Annotated in this window: 9 protein-coding genes, 1 other RNA gene and 1 pseudogene; 8 read left to right on the plus strand and 3 right to left on the minus strand. The window is 53.7% G+C overall.

Annotated elements, in window-relative coordinates; all coding sequences use genetic code 11:
- Window positions 1-126: 126 nt before the first annotated feature.
- From smpB to QNN86_RS23175, 8 genes are all read left to right on the plus strand, one after another.
- Window positions 127-609: an SsrA-binding protein SmpB gene (smpB, locus tag QNN86_RS23140; protein ID WP_096759347.1), complete on the plus strand. Its 483-nt coding sequence runs from the start codon at window positions 127-129 to the stop codon at window positions 607-609.
- Window positions 610-1,186: 577 nt separating this feature from the next.
- On the plus strand, window positions 1,187-12,391 hold the full coding sequence (locus QNN86_RS23145; protein ID WP_414212380.1) for a BapA/Bap/LapF family large adhesin: 11,205 nt from the start codon (window positions 1,187-1,189) through the stop codon (window positions 12,389-12,391).
- 93 nt (window positions 12,392-12,484) lie between these two features.
- Window positions 12,485-13,894 carry a TolC family outer membrane protein gene (locus tag QNN86_RS23150; RefSeq protein WP_414212381.1) on the plus strand — a complete coding sequence of 470 codons (1,410 nt, stop codon included), beginning with the start codon at window positions 12,485-12,487 and terminating at the stop codon, window positions 13,892-13,894.
- Window positions 13,891-16,077, plus strand: a complete 2,187-nt coding sequence (locus tag QNN86_RS23155; RefSeq protein ID WP_414212382.1) for a type I secretion system permease/ATPase — start codon at window positions 13,891-13,893, stop codon at window positions 16,075-16,077. The genes QNN86_RS23150 and QNN86_RS23155 overlap by 4 nt, the downstream gene beginning before the upstream one ends.
- Window positions 16,078-16,084: 7 nt before the next feature.
- The gene (locus tag QNN86_RS23160) at window positions 16,085-17,248 is read left to right on the plus strand and encodes an HlyD family efflux transporter periplasmic adaptor subunit (protein WP_181619508.1); all 1,164 of its coding nucleotides are present in this window, start codon (window positions 16,085-16,087) and stop codon (window positions 17,246-17,248) included.
- A gap of 72 nt (window positions 17,249-17,320) precedes the next feature.
- Window positions 17,321-17,683, plus strand: a transfer-messenger RNA (tmRNA) gene (ssrA, locus tag QNN86_RS23165).
- A 184-nt stretch (window positions 17,684-17,867) separates the two neighbouring features.
- The gene (locus QNN86_RS23170) at window positions 17,868-19,055 is read left to right on the plus strand and encodes an integrase domain-containing protein (RefSeq protein WP_414212383.1); all 1,188 of its coding nucleotides are present in this window, start codon (window positions 17,868-17,870) and stop codon (window positions 19,053-19,055) included.
- A 159-nt stretch (window positions 19,056-19,214) separates the two neighbouring features.
- Window positions 19,215-20,201 carry a hypothetical protein gene (locus QNN86_RS23175; RefSeq protein WP_000653385.1) on the plus strand — a complete coding sequence of 329 codons (987 nt, stop codon included), beginning with the start codon at window positions 19,215-19,217 and terminating at the stop codon, window positions 20,199-20,201.
- A 129-nt stretch (window positions 20,202-20,330) separates the two neighbouring features.
- On the opposite strand, the gene QNN86_RS23180 is transcribed toward QNN86_RS23175, so the two are convergent.
- The 3 genes and pseudogenes from QNN86_RS23180 to QNN86_RS23190 all read right to left on the minus strand — a co-directional run.
- On the minus strand, window positions 20,331-21,902 hold the full coding sequence (locus QNN86_RS23180; protein ID WP_414212384.1) for an LA2681 family HEPN domain-containing protein: 1,572 nt from the start codon (window positions 21,900-21,902) through the stop codon (window positions 20,331-20,333).
- Window positions 21,903-22,171: 269 nt separating this feature from the next.
- A complete protein-coding gene (locus QNN86_RS23185) occupies window positions 22,172-22,738 on the minus strand; it encodes a phage polarity suppression protein (RefSeq protein ID WP_414212385.1) in 567 nt (188 codons plus the stop codon).
- 15 nt (window positions 22,739-22,753) lie between these two features.
- Window positions 22,754-22,862: pseudogene (locus QNN86_RS23190) on the minus strand (hypothetical protein); the annotation flags it as partial.

A 22,862-nucleotide genomic window follows, 5' to 3' on the forward strand; every position in this document is an offset into this window, starting at 1 on the left:
AATAATACCATTTATCATCCGCTAAAAAAAACGCTATAGCCCAACTCGTGCTAAGATAGCGCCTTGCGCCCCGCTGGATGAAATGGGGTGTTTTTCGATTCCAGATTACCTATACTGAGCGGCATTATGACGAAGAAAAAAGCACACAAACCTGGCTCAGCCACAATCGCGCTTAACAAGCGTGCACGACACGAATACTTTATTGAAGAAGAGTTCGAAGCTGGACTTGCTCTGCAGGGCTGGGAAGTCAAATCCCTGCGCGCGGGTAAAGCCAACATCAGTGACAGCTACGTTATTCTCAAAGACGGTGAAGCTTATCTGTTTGGCGCCAACTTTATCCCGATGGCAGTTGCCTCAACGCACGTGGTCTGCGATCCCACTCGTACCCGTAAACTGCTGTTAAACCAGCGCGAGCTCGACTCGCTGTATGGTCGAATGAACCGCGAGGGTTATACCGTAGTTGCGCTGTCACTGTACTGGAAAAATGCCTGGTGCAAAGTGAAAATTGGCGTCGCTAAAGGTAAGAAACAACACGATAAACGCTCCGATGTGAAAGAGCGTGAGTGGCAGGTGGACAAAGCACGTATTATGAAAAATGCTGGCAGATGACACCTTTATTTTGTGACCAGTCTCTCATTATGGGACTGGTCCTTATTATTTAGTTATTGAAGCCCCATCAATATATTCACCGCACTTATAGTTAAATACTGCTAAATCGTTCAAATATTAATAAAACCACCATGTTATTTCATGATGTCTGTAGTCCAATAAAAATAAAACTTCAAGAATAACCACCATCTATTTCACCTCGTTTTAATAACATTATTATCACTAATGTTTATTATGTACTCACGCCAGAAATTAAAAACAAAACACATAAAATACAATAGGTTAATCAAGTCCTCATTTTGTAGCGGTGTTTTACACGAACCTATCTAAAATATCACTATGTATTTTTAACAGGCAGAAGTTGCAGAATACTTTCTTTCTGACTATATCATCTAATACGAAAGAACTATTCGCGTCGAGGCCAAATTTTATTTGATAAACAAACCGGCATCTCTGTGACCTAATCAATAAAACCACATGTGTAAATTCATCTTCAGGATGAACGGGGCATCTGTCTGCTCGTTTTCCCGGAACGTTGTTGCGGATTAATCCCCGACAAGCCATCAGGAGTGAACATATGCGTCATATCGCCGTTGTATCAAAGTTGACTGGTGTATCTACGAATATTGAAACCTCCGAAGTGAGGCTCAGTACACCGTCCATCGTAAAGCTCTCCGTTTCTCGTGAAGACATCAGCCAAATGACCCGTATTAACCAGGATCTGGTGGTCACGCTCCGTTCAGGCGATGTAATCACGATTAAAAACTTCTATGTCGCAAACGGCAGTGATAAAAGCCAACTCGTTCTCGAAGACAGCAACGGTGCTCTCTGGTGGGTTCAGGATACCGACGGCGCGTTCCACTTCCAGCACCTGGACGATCTCACACCGCTGATGGCGGCTGAAGGCAGTCATGACGGTGGCGCAGTCTGGCCGTGGGTTCTCGGCGGCGTGGCAGCGGCGGGCGGAATTGCCCTCGCGGCGGGTGGCGGTGGTGGTGGTGGTGGTGGTGGTGGTGGTGGTGATAATCCCGGGAACGGGAATGGAAATAATCCGGGAAATGGCAACGGCAACGGTAATAACCCCGGCGGTGGAAATGGCGATGGCGACGGTGGAACCCCACCAACAACGCCAGCGCTCCCCGGCGTTCCCGTCATCACCAGCGTAGTCGATAACCAGGAGCTGATTACTGGCATTGTCAATCAACAGGAGTCCACCAACGACAATACCCCTACGCTTCAAGGGACGGGAACGGCGAATACCACGTTGCATATTTTCGATAATGGCAAAGAGATTGGCCAGATCACCATCGATGCCAGTGGTAACTGGTCATTTACACCATCTCCCCCTCTCGCGGATGGTACCCACCAGTTTACAGTCAGCGCGTCGAACAGCGCGGGCAGCAGTGGCATGTCAAACAGTTGGGTTATTATCATTGATACCCTCGCCCCTGATGCGCCTGCTCTCTCTCAGGAACTCGATGATGTCGGATCCATTCAAGGTTTTATCGCCAGTAACGCCGTGATCGACGATGACACGCCGACGCTCTCTGGTATCGGTGTTGCCGGCAATTTCATCAGCGTCTACGACAACGGTATCCTGATTGGCATGACGCAGGTTGATGAGAATGGTAACTGGACATTCACACCGGATACGCCGTTGAGCGAAGGCGTTCACAATCTGACGCTGACGCAAACCGACCCTGCAGGTAACGTCAGTGCAAAAACCACCGTGCCCAGCTTCACTGTCGATATCACCCCGCCTCCGGCGGCAGCGATTACCAACGTCAACCCGGAAGGGACAACGGTCACCGGCAGCGCAGAGCCAGGCAGCACGGTCAGTATTATCGGCAGTAATAATCTGCTGCTGGGTTCGGCCGTTGTAGGCCAGGACGGCACTTTCAGCATCGCGATTTCACCGTCGCAGACCCACGGTGAATCACTTACCGCAAAAATTCATGACGAAGCCGGCAACGTCGGGCCAGACACCCCATTCAACGCTCAGAACTCAGGCTATCCTGGCGTACCGGTTATCGTCAGCGTGATGGATGACGTCGCCCCGTCAACCGGGCCGTTGAGCAATCATCAGGCGACTAACGATAACAAGCCCACGCTTTCCGGTACCGCTGACGCCAACAGCACGGTGAATATTTACGACAACGGCGTAGCGGTCGACAGCGTACAGGCTGACGGCAACGGCAACTGGAGCTGGACATCAAGCTCACCGCTGGATGACGGCCCGAACGCCTTTACCGTCACCGCAACCAACCAGTCGGGTACCGGGGGAATGTCGACCGCATTCAACATTAATATTGATACTCTGCCGCCGTCTGCGCCTGACGATCTCAACGTCTCGGCAGATGGTGCTGTCGTAACCGGGAAAACCGAGCCCGGCAATACCGTGGTGATCACCGACAGTAAAAATATCCCCATTGGCAGCGGCGTCGCCGGGCCGGATGGTTCATTTACCATTACCATCAAACCGCCGCAGACCAATGGCGAAACGCTTACAGCCATCTCGACCGATCCCGCAGGAAACTCAAGTCCGCCAGAAACGGCAGTTGCGCCGGACATCACCGCCCCACAACCGCCTACAAACCTGGTGATTAATGGCGCGGGCAACGAGGTCACCGGCAAGGCCGAGCCTGACAGTACGGTCAATATTCTGGATCCACGCGGCAATATCATTGGCACAACGACAGCCACTGCAGAGGGGGACTTCACCGCAGCGCTGGTACCGCCGCAGACGAATGGTGAGATCCTGACGGCAAACGCGACCGATGCAGCAGGTAACAAAGGGGGCAATGCCTCCGTCACCGCGCCGGATACCACGGCACCGGATGCACCGACAGATGTTATCGTCGCTGGAAATGGAGGGTCGGTGAGCGGCCACGCCGAGGCCGGAAGTACCGTCACCGTCAAAGACAGCGATGGTCATATTATTGGCAAGGGCCAGGCGGACAGCGGCGGCAACCTCACCGTGTCAATCGCACCGGCGCAAATCAACAGTGAGACGGTTACCGTCACCGCCACGGACGGCAAAGGCAACGAAAGTCTGCCAACTTCAGCAATAGCACCAGATCTCACTGCACCCGAACAGCCGATTATTATCGCCGTCACAGACGATGTTGCGGATTACACTGGCCGCATTGATGACAATGGATTGACCAACGACGATAAACCCAAAATTGAAGGCACTGCCGAGGCCAACTCTCAGGTTAAGATTTACGATAACGGTAACCTGATCGCGACCGTCACCGCCGATCTCAACGGCAACTGGAACTATACGCCCACCACCGCGCTGGCGCAGGGTGCGCACGTCTTTACGGTGACAGCTACCGATGCCGCCAGTAACACCAGCAGTGCCGCCAGCTGGAAAATCATTGTCGACAGTATCGCCCCCACCGTGCCGGCCATTACGCTTATCAACGATGACGTCGGCAGCATCACCGGTAACGTCGCGAACAACGGGGTCACCAATGACAAAACCCCAACGTTCTCGGGAACCGGTGAACCCGGCTCGCTGGTGACGCTGTATGATAATGGCCTGCAGATGATGGTTATTCTTATCGACAGAACAGGCACCTGGAGCCATAGCGTGCCAGCCAATGAGGCCCTTAGCGAAGGCACCCACCGTTTTACGCTGACCGCAACGGATGCCGCCGGTAACGTCGTCACCGCCCCCCCTGTCATCATAACGGTCGACACCAAAGCGCCCGATGCCCCCATTATTTCGAGCGCCACGGACGACGTAGGCAGTCTGCAAAGCGACCTGGCCAATGGCGGACGTTCAGACGATACCCTGCCGCTGCTGAAAGGCACCGGAGTCGCAGATTCCACGATCACAATTTACGATGGGGCTACCCCCATAGGCACTGCCACAGTGACGCCGGAAGGAAGCTGGAGTTTTCAGGTCACTCAACCGCTGAGTGAGGGTCCACACGCGCTGTCAGCTATTGCGACAGATAAAGCGGGTAACGCCAGCAGTGCCGGTAATTTCACGCTGACGATTGATACCACGCCGCCAGCCGCCCCTGTTATCACCTCGGCGGAAGGACTTATTGGCAGTGAGACAAAACTGCTGGCTAACGGCGGGAGCACCAAAAGCGACAACCCCAAGCTGTCAGGCACCGGCGAGCCGGGTGCGACAATTACCGTTTTTGATAATGACGTCCGTCTGGGTACGGCCACCGTGCAGCCAAACGGCACCTGGACCTTTACTCCAACGTTGCTTACAGACGGTCCACACAAATTCACCGCCACAGCGACGGACATGGCTGGCAACACGGGGATCCCGTCCGCCGGCTTTACGCTGACGGTAGATAACCTGCCGCCCACGAAGCCAGAGCCGCCAACCATCACTGATGATGCCAATCCGATAACGGGCATTATCACTAACGGCATCACCAACGATACCACGCCAACCTTCAGCGGAACCGGGAGTGCCGGAGATGTTATCGCCATCTATCTTGACGGCAGAACAGAACCGCTAGGCACGGCGACGGTCGGGGCGGATGGCACCTGGAGCTTTACGCCAACCGACCCGATTAATCCGGACAGCTATCAAGTCACCCTCACCGCCACCGATCCGGCGGGCAACGTCAGCCCGCATTCGGATGCCGTCACCCTGGGCATCGATACGACGCCGTCCGCGCCGCCGGTTATCACCGCGGTTAATGATGACGTCGGCGATGTCAGAGGCGATCTCGCCGCCGGCGCGGTGACGGATGACACCACGCCGACCATCCGCGGAACCGGCTCCAACGGTGACATCATCACCCTGTACAATGGCAGTACGGTAATTGGCACAGCTACCGTCGCAGGCGGCATCTGGAGTATCACGCCCAGCCCGGCGCTAACCAACGGCAGCTACACGCTGACCGCCATCGCCACCGATGCGGCAGGAAATGCCAGCAACGCTTCAAACAGCGTCTCGTTTACGGTAAACAGCACCCCACTCATCGTGACCAATATTGAGGACGATCACGGTGTCATTACCGGGGTATTGAGTACCGGTAGCGTAACGGACGATAACTCTCCGGCTATCAGTGGAACCGGTATTGCTGGCAGTACCATTTACATCTATAGCAATGGGCTACCTGATGCCATAGCGTTCGTTCAGGTCGGCGTCGACGGATCATGGAACATAAATGTACCGCTTAGTGAAGGTGAAAATACGCTCACTTTTGTTGCGAAAGACAGCAACGGAAACAGTATTTCCACTACGACCCCCGTCACGCTAAACCTTGATACCCTGGCCCCAAATGCACCATTAATTACACTCATTGACGCAGATGGAACGCGCGTCAGCGGAACAGCTGAACCCGGTAGTACCGTCATTATTTCAAGTGGGTCGACGGTATTAGGCAGCGCAACTGCCGATGCTATAACGGGACAATTCACCGTCACCCTTTCTCCAGCACAAACATCAGGGGCGTCGCTGACCGCTATTGCACAGGACCCCGCCGGAAATCAAAGCGATGAAACGTCATTTTTAGCATCGAACTCAGGACAGCCGATTCCTCCGACCCTTGAGATCGTTGATGACGTCGCGCCCATCATGGGGGTGATTGGCAATGGTAAAACCACCAATGACACCCTGCCACTGTTGCAAGGAAAAGCCACCGCGGGGGCAACGGTAAATATCTATCAAAATGGAACCCTGCTCGATACGGTGACCGCCGACGCCACCTCCGGCGCATGGAGTTATCAGTTGTCCACGCCACTGACAAACGGTACCGGGTATAACTTCACCGTGTCGCAAACTGTGGGGGTCGCAGAGAGCGGCCAGTCGCCCAATTACACCATCACCATCGATACCGACGCCCCGCTGGCACCCACCATCACCAGCATCATCGACGACGTGTCGCCCGGCACGGGCTCGCTGGATAAAGGGCAAATAACTAACGACTCGCGTCCAACCTTCAACGGTACCGGTGAACCGGGCGCAACCATCACGCTCTACGATGGCAATAATATTTACGCCACCACTACGGTCAACAGCAGCGGACTCTGGAGCTATACCCCGACCAACGCGCTGGGCGAGGGCCCGCATGACTTCACCGTGCGCGCAACGGACGCCGCGGGCAACCAGAGCGCGGCCTCCGACAATTTCCGCATCATTGTTGATACTTTACTCCCGGACGCGCCGTCCATTGTGACGGTGACGGACAACGTCGGCGGCGCTCAGACGCTCACCTCCGGGCAGTCAACCAACGACAACACCCCAACACTGGAAGGCGTGACCGAGGCGAATTCGGTCGTCACTATTCTTGATAAAGGTACGGTAATCGGCACCACCACCAGCGACGCAGAAGGCAACTGGAGCTTTACGCCCGATCCTGCTCTTGGTGAAGGCAGCCACTCGTTAACCGCAACCGTCACCGATGGCGCGGGCAACATCAGCCCGGCAACGCCACCGTTCTTGCTGGTTGTCGATACACTGGCGCCAGCCGCGCCAATCATCACCTCGGTGATTGACGACCAACCAGGAAATACCTCACTGACGAACGGGCAACTGACTAACGACGCGCAGCCAACACTGAACGGTAAAGGGGAAGCCGGGGCGACTATCTCGATAAAAGATAAGGGTGTCGAAATAGGTACCGCGCGGGTAGACGAATCCGGTAACTGGACCTTCACACCGGAAAACGCGCTGGGTCAGGGGCAGCATGTCTTCACCGCAACAGCCACAGACCAGGCCGGTAATACGGGTGGGGCCTCCTCCGCCTTTACCCTTGAACTGGATTCCGTTGCCCCACTGGCACCGGTCATCAGCGTGGTGCAGGACAATACGGCGCCCACTACCGGCCCAATCAATAGCGGTCAGGCAACCAACGAAACCCGTCCAGCACTGAGCGGAACAGGTGAAATTGGCGCAACCATTACCGTCCTGAGCGACGGTCAGCCCATTGGCACCACCATTGTCGGCGCAGGCGGTACATGGAGCTTTACCCCAACGAATGCGCTGAGTAACGGTCCGCATACGCTGACCGCCACTGCCACCGACAGCGCGGGCAATACCAGCCCGGCCTCCAGCGGCTTTACGTTCACGGTTGATACGGTATCACCGAACACGCCGGTTATTACCCAGGTCAGCGATGATGTCGGCCCACTAACAGGAAATCTGAACAACGGTCAGGCGACAAACGATGCGCGCCCTACCCTTAACGGCACAGCGGAGGCCAATTCAACGGTTAAAATCTACGATAACGGTGCGCTTATCGGCACGGTTTCCGCAGACGGAAACGGCGCATGGAATTTCACACCGGAAAACGCGCTGGGTAACGGCAATCACGCGTTGACGGTGACATCCACCGACGCGGCCGGCAACGTCAGCACGTCATCTGCCGGGTTTGCCTTGATTGTGGATACCGTCGCCCCGCTGGCACCCACCATTATCCAGGCCTTTGATGACGTACAACCGGGCACAGGCACGCTGTCAAGCGGTGCCTGGACCAACGATATCCGCCCCGTGCTGAGCGGTTCTGCGGAGGCCAACGCCCGGATTGCCATTTACGACAACGGCACGCTGCTGACAACAGTTACTGCAACAATAGACGGTACCTGGGAGTTTATGTCCACTACGCTGGGTAACGGCCAGCATGTCTTTACCGCCATCGCCACTGACGCGGCCGGAAACGTCAGCGCCTCCTCAAGCGGATTTATTCTCAACGTTGATACCGTTGCACCATCAACGCCGATCCTGACCTCAGTGATGGATGACATCACTGGCGGCGTGTTTAATGCCGCACTGAGCAACGGGCAACTGACCAATGACGCCCGCCCTACGCTTAACGGTACCGCCGAAGCGGGCAGCACCGTCAATATTTATGACGGCAGCACGCTGCTCGGCACCGCCCTCGTGCAAAGTAACAACAGCTGGTCGTTTACCCCAACGACGCCGCTGGGGAATGGTTCGCACACCTTTACCATCACCGCCACCGACCCCGCGGGCAACACCAGCGGTGCAACGGCGGGCTTTACGATTAACGTGGACACCACCGCCCCCACGCTGCCATCGATTAGCAGCATTATTGATGATGTCGGTCCCAATACCGGGTCGATTGGCAACAACCAGCCCACCAATGACGCGCGCCCCACGTTAAACGGCACCACGGAGGCCAATGCCCGGGTTGATATTTATGACAACGGCAACTTTGTCATCAGCGTGACGGCGGATGGCAGCGGCAACTGGAACTACACCCCGCCTGCCGCGCTGGGTCAGGGCACGCATACCTTTACTATCAGCGCAACGGACAGCGCGGGGAATACCAGCGGCATGTCGGCTGCCTCGTCGATTGTGGTCGATACCGTCGCTCCAGGTATTCCCACCGCTCTTGCGGTTAACGCCAACGGTACTGTGTTGACCGGCGTTGCGGAAGCCAACAGCACGGTGATCGTCACGACCAGCAGCGGCACCGTGCTCGGCACCGCCACGGCCAACGCCGCCGGCAACTTCACCTTTACCCTCAACCCGCCACAGATCAGCGGACAAACGCTACAGGTTAGCTCGCAGGATGCCGCCGGGAATACCGGCACACCTGGCAACGCGCTGGCCCCGTTTACCGGGGTGCCACCCGCTCCGATTATCGCCAGCGTTTTTGATGACATTGGTACTGTCACCGGCAACGTCGCCGCCGGAAAAACCACCAACGACACCCGTCCGATGCTCAGCGGCACGGCACAAGCTAACGCCATCGTCAGCCTGTACAACAACGGAACATTGATGGGCACCATAACCGCGGACGGCAACGGACTGTGGAGCTTTACCCCTTCCGGCGCGCTCAGTGAAGGCAACCACGCGTTTACCGCCAGTGCGGCTAACGCCAACGGTTCCGGTGTGTTGTCTGGCGCGTTTAACGTCATTGTCGATACCACGCCACCACCGCCGCCATCAGTGCTGATCAGCGCCGACGGCGGCACGGTCAGCGGCATCGCCGAAGCAGGCAGTACGGTCACTATCTCCCTGCCCGGAGGCGGCAGCATCACAGCGGTCGCCAACAGCAGCGGGGTCTACAGCATCACCCTGCCGGTACGCCAGATTGAGGGCCAGTCGTTGTCCGCTACTGCGACCGACGCGGCAGGCAACACCTCAACGCCGACCAGCATCCTCGCACCGGTCTTACCGCTGCTGGCTGAAGACAACGTCACTCGTCTGGCGCTACAAACCGACTTCACGGTCACCAACGAGCACAAAAGCGATTATGGCTTCCTGCTGGTCGGTGCGGTGGATAATGTGCTGAAGGTGCTGGGAGACAACACCGCCCTCGTCAACTTCAACATCCAGACCGGCGGCAGCGGCACCATCACCATCAACGCGGCAGCAACCGGCATTGTGCTGTCGCTGCTGAGTACCATGGAGATTGTTATCCAGCGCTTTGACTCCACGCTCAACGCCTGGGTGACGGTGGTCGATACCGGTAAAGCCGATTTTGCCGACCTGCTGACGCTCAGCGCCTCCGGCGTGACGCTCAACTATAGCGGGCTTACCGGTGGGGATTACCGTGTCGTCAGCTACAACACCAGCCTGCTGGCAACCGGGGCCTTCACCAGTCTGGACGTGGCGGTGGTCAAAACCAGCGCCGGAACGATAACCGGCGGCACCAGCGAATCCGGCAATATCATCACCGATACCGACCCCACCAACGGGCAGGATAACGCCCCATCCGGCACCCGGGTGACGTCGATTACCGATGGCAACGGTAATGTGGTGAACATTCCGCTGGGCGGGGCTGATGTAGAGGGTAAATACGGTACCCTGCATATTAATCAGGACGGGAGTTATACCTACACCCTTACCGATAAAAACGCCTCGGTATACGGTCGCTCTGAAAGCTTCACCTATACGCTGACGCACGGTTACGACCACTCTTCGGCGAAGCTGGTGGTGGCACTGGGACAGGGGCCGACGACCAGCACGGTAACGGCGGCAGACGATGTGGCCTCACTGACCTACGGCACCGAGGTCAGCGTGGTCGACCACGGACCATCAAAACAAACCGGCTTTACACTCGCCAGCGTAGGCCTGGAGAATGTGCTGGACGTCAGCCTGGTCGACGGGTTAACCAACCCCATCAAGTTCAACGTTGAAGATGGCGCCACCCGCACGCTGACGATTCAGGCCGACGTTCTCGGCGTAACGCTCGGCGGCTTTGATCTGTACGTCTACCGTTTTAATGACGCTATTCAGCAATACGAGCAGTATCGGGTACAACCCAACTGGGTCACGGCAGTATTGGGTGGAAAATCAAAAGATTACACCATCACGCTGCCGGGCGGTGACTACCTGTTCCTGCTGAACGCCGGCGGCGGTCTAGCGCTGTTAACCAGCTACACCCTGAATATTCAGGCCGATCACACCTATGCGGTGGACAGTCTGAGTGCCTCAACCAACGGTAATATTCTGGCCAATGATTCCGCGCCCGCCGGTACGGTTATCACCGACGTGAACGGCGTCGCAGTCAATTTAACAGGCACAACCCGTATTGAGGGACAGTACGGCACACTCACTATCGATGCGAAGGGGAACTACAGCTACACGCTGAAAAGCGGACTGGGCGCGGACAGCATCAATACGCCGGACAGCTTTGTGTATACGGTCAAGGCGCAAAATGGCGATACCGGCAGCGCATCGCTGAACATCAAACCAACCCCGCTGGCGCTGGACGCGGTGAACGACACCAGCAGCCAGATGGCGGTCACGACGTTGCAGGACACGTCTCAGCCCTTTAGTGATACCAGCGTGGGATCGGCCAGTTGGACCACTGTGCTGGGACCCAGCTCGAAAAGTGGTACCGGAACAGTTGAAGTCGCAGCGGGTACAGCGGTGCAAAACGTGGTGCTGCATTTTAACGTGGCATCAGGACTGACGCTGGGTGGACTAAACGTAACCTGGGCGCTGTACGACAGCAATGGCGTTAAAGTTGCCGGGGATACTTTCAACGGCGGGCTCCTGATCGGCGGCAATCTTGATATTGCCCTGAACGGACTGGTGCTGCACGCCGGGAACTATCGCCTCGACTATACCGGCAACGCTGGTGCACTGGGGCTAGGCACCATCACCATCACCCCCAGCGTGAAAGGGACAATAATCGATCTCGATAACTTCGAAACCGCGGGCGTCAATAGCGTCACCGGCAACATCTATGACGGCGACCATATCGCCAGCGTGCACACCTTGCTGACGGTGAACGGCGCTGGCGGCAGTACCGCCACGCTGGATCCACTGGGCAGCAGCACCGCCAGCGCCACCATCAATGGACTGTACGGCAAACTGACAATGGGCATTGATGGGCATTACACCTATACCCTCAACAGCGATGTCTCACTGGAATCCATCAAGACCAAAGAGACGTTTAACTACACCCTTAACGACCAAAAAGGACATACCGATAGCGCCACGTTGACCATCGATATGAATCCACAGGTGATCAGCACCGCGGAGGCCGATCGGGTTATCGGCAGCGCGTACGGCGATACGCTGATTTACCACCTGCTCAGCGCCAATAATGCAACCGGCGGCAACGGAACCGCGGACACCTGGAGCAACTTCTCGCTGGCGCAGGGTGACAAAATCGATATCGGCGACCTGCTGGTGGGCTGGAACGGGCAGAACGCCACGCTCGGCAATTATCTCACCGTGTCCACCAGCGGTAACAACACCGTGGTGTCCATCGACCGCGACGGTACGGGCGCCACCTATCAATCAACCAGCCTTGTGACACTGGAGAACGTTCACACCACGCTCGATGAGCTGATCCAACAAAATCATATTGTGACCTGACGTGAGCACCAAAACGCCATAACAACAGCCCCGGATGCTATGACGTCCGGGGCAATAACAGTCGTCACTGCCGTATTTTGAAAGGGATATACGATGAGAAATGTCGCCTCTGTTACGTTGCTGCTGGCATTCACGCTCTGTTCCTTACAGGTGAATGCCGAAGATGAACCGCAAATCATTACGCCGGAAGGGCTGGCCACCAGCCAGATGCTCCCCTCTCTGGATGGGTCGGTGGCCGAACTCCCGCTGAGCGCCGCCGCGCCCGGCAACCTGACGCTTAACGATGCGGTAAGCCGCGCCGTAAGCTGGCATCCTGCGATCCGTGAATCGATCGGCAAACTGCTCTCGCAAAATGAGCAGATCGACGTGGCGAAATCCAAATACTATCCGCAGGTCACGGCCGGGGTGAACAACGGCTACAGCAATACCTATAACGATCATGGTTTCAGCCCGTCGCTGGTGATCTCGGTCTCGCAAATGCTGTATGACTTTGGCAAAGTCGCCAGTCAGGTACGCGCCGAGACTGCGGGGGCCGCCCAGCAGCAGGCTAACGTCTTACTCAGCATTGACACCGTCGCCCACGAAACCGCCAACGCCATTGTGCAGGTACAGTCCTGGCAGCAAATGGTCGACGCCGCCGAAGCGCAACTCTCCGCTCTGAACGGCATTGGCAGGCTGACCCGGCAACGCAACGATGAAGGAGCCACGTCGCTCTCTGACGTGGTACAAACTGACGCGCGTATCGAATCCGCTCGTTCGCAGCTGGCGCAGTATCAGGCGAACCTCGACAGCAGCAAGGCGACACTGATGAGCTTTCTTGGTTGGAATTCGCTCAACGGCGTCAGCAACGCGTTCCCGGTGAAACTGGACAGCAGCTGCGACATCACCAAGCCTGATGACAGGCTGGTACCTGCGGTGCTGGCAGCCTGGGCGCAGGCTAATGTTGCACAGGCCAATCTGGATTACGCCAACGCGCAGATGACGCCCACTATCTCTCTTGAGCCTTCCGTGCAACACTATCTCAATGACAAATATCCCAGCCATGAGGTGCTCGACAAAACACAGTACTCCATGTGGGTAAAAGTCGAGATGCCGCTGTATCAGGGAGGCGGACTCACCGCCCGACGCAACGCCGCAGGTCATGCGGTAGACTCGGCGCAGTATTCCATCCAGCGCACCCGCCTTGACGTGCGCCAGAAACTGCTCGAATCCCGCAGCCAGGCGATGAGCCTTGCCACCGCCCTGCAGATCCTGCGCCGCCAGCAACGGCTGAGCGAACGCACGCGCGAACTGTATCAACAGCAATATCTGGATCTCGGCTCTCGTCCGCTGCTCGACGTGCTTAACGCCGAGCAGGAGGTATATCAGGCCCGCTTTGCCGAACTACAAACCCAAAGCCAGCTTCGTCAACTCCAGCTGAACTGCCTCTACAATACCGGCACGCTGCGCCAGGCGTTCGCCCTCAACAATCGCAGCATCCAGTCAGTGGAGATCCAGCTATGAGCCACGTCGAGCCGGGTGTAGAACAGACGATTAGCGAGTCCGCCCTGAACCTGTGGGCGCAGGCCATTAGCCACATTGCCAGCCACTATCGCGTCTCCTGCTCGCCCGGCGCGATTCAGGCCAACGCTCCGTGGTTTGCCGGAAAAAATAAGCCCCTCGCCCTGACGCAACTCGCGCGCCAGGCGGGGCTGTCGTTTCATGCGCTGGATACCACAAAACAGCTGTTCAGCCAGTGGCGTTTACCGGTTGTGGCGGAGCTGCGCGACGGCCAAATTATGGTCATAGAGCACTTCAACGGTGAAGATGCGCTGGATGTGTTTATCATCGCCGAAGAAGGCCTGCGCAACCGGCTGGCGATTGCCGAGCTGCTGCCGGAGATCCACACCATTACCGCCCTGCGCCCGCTGTCGGCGCTCAAAGACAGTCGGGTCGACCGCTATGTTTCGCGCTTTAAGCCGGACTGGATGCGCGACCTGGTGCTACAGGACATCCGGCCTTACCTGCCGGTGATGGTAGCCGCGTTCCTGATTAACGTTCTGTCGCTCGCCGGGATTATCTTCTCGATGCAGGTTTACGACCGGGTGATCCCGGCCCAATCGTATCCCACGCTGTATGTGCTCTCGACCGGCGTGCTGGTGGCGGTGCTGTTCGGCTTTTTACTGCGCGAAGCCCGTACCCATATCATGGATGTGCTCGGCAAGCGCGCCGACATGCGCATTTCCGATCGCGTGTTCAGCCACGCACTGCGCCTGCGTAACAGCGCCATCCCCCGCTCCACCGGCAGCTTTATTTCCCAGCTCCGCGAACTGGAGCAGGTACGGGAGATGATCACCTCCTCAACCCTGTCGACCCTTGTCGATCTGCCCTTTTTCTTTCTGTTTATCGTCGTACTGGCCTGCATCGCCCCGTCGCTTGCGTGGATAGCGCCCGTCGCTGCGATCCTGATGATCCTGCCAGGCCTGCTGTTACAGAAGAAGCTGGCGGTGCTTGCCAACCAGGCTGCGCACGAGTCCACGCTGCGTAACGCGGTGCTGGTCGAAAGCGTGCAGGGGCTGGAGGACATCAAGCTGATGCAGGCGGAGAACCGCTTTTTACAGCAGTGGAACAGCTACATCCGCATTACCGGCGAGTCCGGACTGCGCACGCGAAAATTGACCCAGGGGCTGATTGGCTGGGGCATGTCGGTACAAAGTCTGGTCTACGCTGCGATTATTATGTTCGGTGCGCCGATGGTCATCGAAGGCACCATGACTACCGGCGCGGTCGTGGCGGCCTCAATGCTCGGCTCAAGAATGATTGCCCCGATGGCAAATCTATGCGGCGTTTTGGCGCGCTGGCAGCAGGTCAAGGCAGCGAAGACGGGGCTGGACAGCATTATGCAGCTCCCCACCGAAACCCAGCACGATGAGAATCGGGTACATCAGGAAATCTTTCGCGGGCACTATCTGTTTGAGAACGCCCACTTCCGCTACCACAGCGACGATCAGCAGGTACCGCTGCGCATTTCTCGCCTCGAAGTGATGCCAGGGGAACGCATCGCCATCCTCGGGCGTAACGGCGCGGGGAAATCCACCCTGCTACAGGCCATGGCGGGCAGCGTGGAGCTTATCCGGGGCGACGTCCGGCTCGATAACCTGAGCCTGGCGCAGATCGATATGGCCGATTTACGCCGCAACATCGGCTTTCTCAGCCAAAATGCACGCCTGTTTTTTGGCACGCTGCGTGAGAACCTGACCCTCGGCGCGCCGCATGCCAGTGATGCGCAGATATTCGACGCGCTGGAAGTCAGCGGCGCAGCCACCTTTGTTAAACAGCTCGCCAAAGGGCTGGGACACCCGATTATGGAAGGCGGCAACGGCCTCTCCGGCGGGCAGCGGCAATCCATTCTGCTGGCAAGAATGCTGCTGCGCTCGCCCAATATTGTGCTGCTCGACGAACCCAGCACCTCGCTGGATGAACATACCGAGCGGGAGTTTATTCAACGGCTAAACCAGTGGCTCGGCAACCGCACGCTGATCGTCGCCACCCATCGTGTACCGGTTCTGGAACTGGTCGAGCGCGTGGTGGTGTTAAAAGAAGGTCAACTGGTGATGGATGCCCCGAAAGCACAGGCGCTGAACGCGAGTCGCACGCCTGCACAGACTCACGGTCGGGAGTGGAAAAATGAAAACCAATCCGCATGATGCCGCCATGGACGACCTCGACATCCGCCACGAACAGCGCTTTTCTGGTGCCAGCCGAATCATCCTGCTCAGCACGCTGCTGTTTGCCATCCTGGGCATCTGGGCCTACTTCGGGACGCTGGATGAAGTCTCCACCGGCAGCGGCAAAGTAATCCCCAGCTCGCGCGAACAGGTGTTGCAGTCGCTTGACGGCGGGATCCTCGCCGAACTGACGGTGCGCGAAGGAGACAAAGTGCAGGCCAATCAGGTGGTGGCTCGTCTCGACCCTACCCGTTCGGAATCTAACGTCGGCGAAAGCGCCGCCCGATACCGCGCCTCGCTGGCCTCCAGCGCGCGACTCAATGCCGAAGTCAACGATCTGCCGCTGACCTTTCCCGATGCGCTGAACGCCTGGCCCGACCTTGTCGCCTCCGAAACCCGGCTGTACAAAAGCCGTCGGGCGCAGCTCGCCGATTCGATGGTAGAGTTACAGGATGCACTGGTCTCGGTAAACAAAGAACTGGCGATCACTCAGCGGCTGGAGAAAAGCGGTGCCGCCAGCCATGTGGAAGTGCTGCGCCTGCAGCGACAAAAAAGCGACCTCGGACTAAAAATCACCGACCTGCGCTCACAGTATTACGTGCAGGCGCGGGAAGCGCTGTCAAAAGCCAACGCCGAAGTGGATATGCTGGCGGCCATTTTGAAAGGACGCGAAGATTCCGTCACCCGCCTGACCGTGCGCGCCCCGATGCGCGGCATCGTGAAAAACATCCAGGTCACCACCATTGGCGGCGTGATCCCGCCCAACGGCGAGATGATGGAGATTGTACCGGTCGACGATCACCTGCTGATAGAAACACGCCTGTCACCGCGCGATATCGCCTTTATTCACCCCGGACAGCGAGCACTGGTGAAAATTACCGCCTATGACTACGCCATTTACGGCGGACTGGAAGGCGTGGTCGAAACCATCTCCCCGGACACCATTCAGGACAAAGTAAAGCCAGAAGTCTTCTACTACCGCGTGTTTATCCGCACCCATCAGGACTATTTGCAGAACAAACTGGGCCGTCATTTCTCGATCGTTCCGGGCATGATTGCCACCGTGGATATCAAAACCGGTGAAAAAACCATCGTCGACTATTTAATCAAACCGTTTAATCGCGCAAAAGAAGCGCTACGGGAGCGCTAAATCGTTGAGGATAAGGGGTTGCAGGGGCTGGTCACGCGTGTCACAAGTCTGTTATACTTGCCTTAACACATTGGGGCTGATTCTGGATTCGACGGGATTTGCGAAACCCAAGGTGCATGCCGAGGGGCGGTTGGCCTCGTAAAAAGCCGCAAAAAAATAGTCGCAAACGACGAAAACTACGCTTTAGCAGCTTAATAACCTGCTAAGAGCCCTCTCTCCCTAGCTTCCGCTCTTAAGACGGGGATAAAGAGAGGTCAAACCCAAAAGAGATCGCGCGGATGTCCTGCCTGGGGCTGAAGTGCTAAAACTAATCAGGCTAGTTCGTTAGTGGCGTGTCTGTCCGCAGCTGGCGTGCGAATGTAAAGACTGACTAAGCATGTAGTGCCGAGGATGTAGGAATTTCGGACGCGGGTTCAACTCCCGCCAGCTCCACCAAATGATGATCCGGATACGTCCGGTGAAGTACAGAAAGCCCGCATAGCACAAGCTCTGCGGGCTTTTTTGTGTCTGTAGTTGTCCGAGAACATCCGGCTAAATCCGGTGATTATTGGTATACGTTTAGGTATACGGTAGGATGTATACCTAAAAGCGTATACCAATTCATGAAGGAGCGGCCACAGTGGCACGGACAACACGCCCCCTGACCAACACCGAAGTTCTGCGCGCTAAAGCGTTAGAGAAGGATCTAACGCTGCATGATGGCGATGGCCTTTTCCTGATAGTGAAAACCAGCGGGAAAAAGCTCTGGCGTTTCCGTTATCAACGTCCGGCGACAAAACAGCGGACAATGATGGGGCTAGGTGCTTTCCCCGCCCTCTCACTTGCTGACGCCCGAGGGTTAAGAGCGGATTACCTTGCCTTGTTAGCCAACGGAATTGACCCGCAAATTCAGGCCGAAGTTGCAGAGGAACAGCAGCAAATCGCTCTGGACAGTATTTTTTCAACGGTCGCCGCTAACTGGTTCCATCTCAAAAGCAAAAGCGTTACCCCTGATTACGCAAAAGACATTTGGCGTTCACTGGAGAAAGATGTATTCCCTGCCATCGGTGAGATCCCCGTTCAGCAAATCAAAGCCCGAACTTTGGTTGAAGCCCTTGAGCCAATAAAAGCACGTGGGGCGCTTGAGACTGTACGTCGACTGGTGCAGCGCATTAACGAAATCATGATTTATGCCGTAAACACTGGTCTGATTGATGCCAATCCAGCATCCGGTGTTGGCATGGCCTTTGAGAAGCCCAAAAAGCAAAACATGCCGACGTTGCGGCCAGAAGAATTGCCGAAGCTGATGCGTTCTTTAGTCATGTCAAATCTGTCTGTTCCGACTCGCTGTCTAATCGAATGGCAACTCCTGACCCTTGTGCGCCCTTCTGAGGCTTCCAGTACCCGGTGGGCAGAGATCGATCTTGATGCAAAGCTCTGGACAATTCCTGCCGAACGGATGAAAGCTAAGCGTGAGCACATAGTCCCACTATCTCCTCAGGCGTTAGATATTCTGGAAGTGATGAAACCAATCAGCGCTCACCGTGAACATGTTTTTCCCAGCAGAAATAACCCTAAGCAACCAATGAATAGTCAGACTGCTAATGCCGCACTTAAGCGTATTGGTTATGGTGGGAAATTAGTTGCTCACGGGTTACGGTCCATCGCAAGTACTGTACTCAATGAAGCCGGATTTAATTCTGATGTTATTGAAGCAGCATTAGCACACTCAGACAAAAATGAAGTTCGAAAAGCTTACAACCGTTCAACTTATTTACTTCAAAGAGTTGAGTTGATGGATTGGTGGGGAGATAAAGTAAATCATTAAAAATTTTTGCTCAGTATGTCTGTGAGTTAGCACTAACCGTTGCCACGGATATAATGTATTCTTACATGATGATCGGCTTTAAGCGATAATGGTATAACTTTGTAATATGTTAATGACATATAACTTATTGAGTTCGAACTAAACCTATAGGGAGCTACCTTGAAAGATAAGCCGACAGATTTAGAGAGACTTATACATGAATCTCTAGAGCAACTGGGTTGGGAGGCTGACGCTAAGGCTATCGCTGAACGTGTAAATAGACTTAATATTGGCCTCCCGTTAGAAGACGAGTTTTCGATTATCTGTGGTTGGCTAGGTCAATGCAACCTAGTCCATAAATTGGATCAACAGCAGTATCCAACTACTTCTAACAAGACTTTTCAGGTTCCAGATTTACTAGCAAATTTTAATGTGCGTGGCGCAGGCAAGACTACTGTTTTGATTGAAGTTAAATCTTACATGGGAAATGTTTTGTCTTTTCGTCCAGATTACGTGTCCAGATTAAGAGCTTACGGCCAATTATTAGGGCTGCCCGTTTTAATTGCCTGGAGAAGACATGGAATTTGGAGCCTGGTAGATCTAGATTTATTTACAAAGGCAAAAACAAATTTCAACCTTAATTTCAATGATGCAATGCGTAATAGCTTAATGAGTAAAGTTTTAGGTGACTTCACCTACACTCCACAAGTTAATTCAGGTGTTCATATAAGTTTCAAGAAAGAAAATATTATTGAAACCATTGAAACAGATGAAGGGACACAAGAAAACTGGCATACCGTCATAGATGATGTTTACTTCACTAACGGAAGAAATGAACAAATAAGGGATCTGTCACCAATTGCTCAGCAATTATTTCATTCTTGGGATCTTTCTACGAAAGAATCATATTCTGATTCCCACGTGGTTGCCCATTATACAATCGATGAACAATCAGGAATGTTCGCACATATGGCTCTAACCCGATTGTTATCTTTTCATAGTCGAGAAAAAGATGTTCACTGGCGACATCATTTACAACATGATGCAACAATCTCAAGTATTCTAGATTTCAGGAAAGGAATTGAGGAGAACCTAAAAGCCGGAATCATTAAATATATTTTTGACCTTGAACCAGCTAATATCCCAGATTTTCTCAATATAACATAATAAGTATATGTTACCAGAGACAGACTTTCAGCCCCTGGCATAGAACCGCCTATGAGATTGGGGCTTTGTGCCAGAGGTGTGTCAGGTCAAAGTTGAACGAATACAAGATATACTTGCAACGTAATGTTTTCATATTTTCCAATCTAGTGAGTTTGATATCAAAAATGAATCCTTGTTACTTTTACCCCCCTCTTCTCTTACCATAAAGGTAAAAAGAAAAATTGCTGAGCGTACTATTTGCAATAACACTTTAAAATGTCTAGTAAAATCAGACTCCGATATCAACCTAATATTCTTCATGTAACCGTAGGAATTATATATATCTAAAGGCTCGCAATCTTTATGAACGATCACTATATTATGTTCCAAATCATTTCTCCAATCCTTATAAAAGGATAATTCACCATTCTTTCTATCATTTAGGTCAGTAGCTAGACTATATAAAGCCAGTAAAGCTGGAGTTTTTATTTCTTCAAACTTATCCCTTCGCCCATTTTGGTTTAATTGCCAAAAATTTTCAAAGTACACTATGTTATTGGCTGGATAAACATCGTATAACTCACATATTGCAATAGCTATTTTATCTAATACACCAAAACATATACGAAATGCATTTCTTATCTTCTCAACACCAACATTTAAAACTTCATCGTTATACAACTCTGAATAACAGGCCACATCATCAACTTCCTCCATGTACTCATACTCGAATAACGAGCGCCTTGCCAAAGCATATTCAGACTTTAGCCTATTCAAAACCATTTCCATGGGAATAATAAAATCACCAGAAACACCATTATGTGTTGGTAATATTGTTAGGTTATCTTTAGCCCCTACTACGCAAGGACAATACACCCCATGCTCAGAAAGAACAAAGTGGTTATCTAAAACGAATTTTTGATAATTATTAAGTTTGCTATATTCTTCTAGCGTCTGTTTTTCATCAAGCTCATCTTCTTTTTCAAAAAATGGTTTTCCCGACATTTCGATTATATCTTCCGTGAGTTTTTCAGCACGTGATTGAAAGTGTGGTTTCCATGGCGGTGGCATCTCTGTTGATTCAATTGCTTTCATATATCCAAGTCTTATCTCTCTTATATGCTTTATAGTATGAGAACCAGAGAGTTGCAGCAATAGCATTAAGGCTTCAGACCTGTTAATCCATGCTTGCGGTATATCTTCCCCCGAGGAAATAACATCATCATAATATGAAATAGACTCTACAACTCTAAACTGTTGCTTGAGTGAGTTTGCTAAATTGACCTTCAGTTCTTTGCTATATATAGTATTATCATCACCGAGTAATTTAAATGCCTTCCAGTATAAATTTTTTACATCCACCATATCCTCAATTGTTGTAAACGTTTGTTTAAAAACACTGCCTTTTTCAACCAAGTTTGACTTTGCGTTTGCTAGGTTATAATAGAGCGTAGATTCATCCATAATTTTAGAAAAAGAGTCAAAGTGCTCATTCATTAAGTTATAGCCTAGCAGAGAAGCCTCTTTATTCGGTTGCATTCCTCCTATATCAACAAAATTCGCAGCCATATTATAAAGAAGTATATAGTAATTATCCCCAAAGATATTTTCGTCAAGGGATTTATAAATCTGCAACGTGAACTCATACGCCTTTTCAAACTTGCCATCAGAAACAAGCTCTCTGGCTATATTACATAAGTGCTGCATATCACTCGCCTTCATCACACGCATCCTTTTTTATGGCTATATGGTTAATTCTATCCTTCTTCATTAATTAATTATATATCGCTTGGCGCGCAATGCTCTCCCCGCCACGCCTGCCCGCTTAAGAGGTCGCTTTTAATGCAGATGCATGAACCGTCTCAGGCCGCGCCGGTACTGGTGTTGCGTGGGATAAAAAATACGGGGATTTGCATGCAAAACCATGCACCTTATGGATGCATGGCTTTTTTCGGGAAAAATAGCGGAATTTTCGGGGATTTTTTCGCGTGCTACCGTGCAGTCAGTTCTGCACGTCGGCGGGTGTAAATCAGGTTCTGTGCCGGGGTGAATTTCTCGCGATTATCATCCCGCGAAGCCGCATCAGGCCTGAGTCCGATGGCCGTTAAAATGTCGCTGTCCTGCTCGGAATAATTAATTTTTTCACCGGCGGCCAGCCACACCGACAGGGCTTCACGCAGATAATCAACCGAGTGCTGCATGGCGCTCTGTTTTACTGTGGGAAGCTGTTCGTGATATCCCATCAGCTCAGGTGCCAGCGTGGCGGCCAGCTCCGCGCCGTGCTGCTGCATAAAGTCATGGAGACGGTTGCGGATGCTGATGTGCTGCACCTCCTCATGTGAGCGGATATAGAGACCGGCGGCCTGATTAATTTCCCATTTTTTCACATCGATATTGTCGCGCAAATCCTGCATTCTGCGCGGGATTTGTTCGTCACCGGCAAGGAGCTGTTCACGGTATTCCCGTTCAAGGTCTGCAAGTTCGGCTTTACGTTTCAGCCAGGTATTTTTGTTCGTCTGACAGGCCTCAAAGGCCTGCTGTATTGTCACAGTGGTCACGTGTCTCTCTCCTGATTAATGCCGGAACGGCGAACTGTAGCAGCCCTGTACTTTACGCGGCGGCGGTGGCGCCACCGGCGCGGGGTCGGGTTTCTCCGGTGCGGCACGTATCACACCGTCAACC

The sequence above is a fragment of the Citrobacter sp. C348 genome, assembly GCF_047467975.1.
Taxonomy (GTDB): domain Bacteria; phylum Pseudomonadota; class Gammaproteobacteria; order Enterobacterales; family Enterobacteriaceae; genus Citrobacter; species Citrobacter gillenii.

Bases quoted from the DNA above. Each gene is read 5' to 3' on its own strand.
- QNN86_RS23155 (WP_414212382.1), top strand. From the start codon at position 13,891: ATGAGCCACGTCGAGCCGGGTGTAGAACAGACGATTAGCGAGTCCGCC.
- QNN86_RS23150 (WP_414212381.1), top strand. From the start codon at position 12,485: ATGAGAAATGTCGCCTCTGTTACGTTGCTGCTGGCATTCACGCTCTGT.
- QNN86_RS23145 (WP_414212380.1), top strand. From the start codon at position 1,187: ATGCGTCATATCGCCGTTGTATCAAAGTTGACTGGTGTATCTACGAAT.
- smpB (WP_096759347.1), top strand. From the start codon at position 127: ATGACGAAGAAAAAAGCACACAAACCTGGCTCAGCCACAATCGCGCTT.
- QNN86_RS23180 (WP_414212384.1), bottom strand. From the start codon at position 21,902: ATGAAGGCGAGTGATATGCAGCACTTATGTAATATAGCCAGAGAGCTT.
- QNN86_RS23160 (WP_181619508.1), top strand. From the start codon at position 16,085: ATGGACGACCTCGACATCCGCCACGAACAGCGCTTTTCTGGTGCCAGC.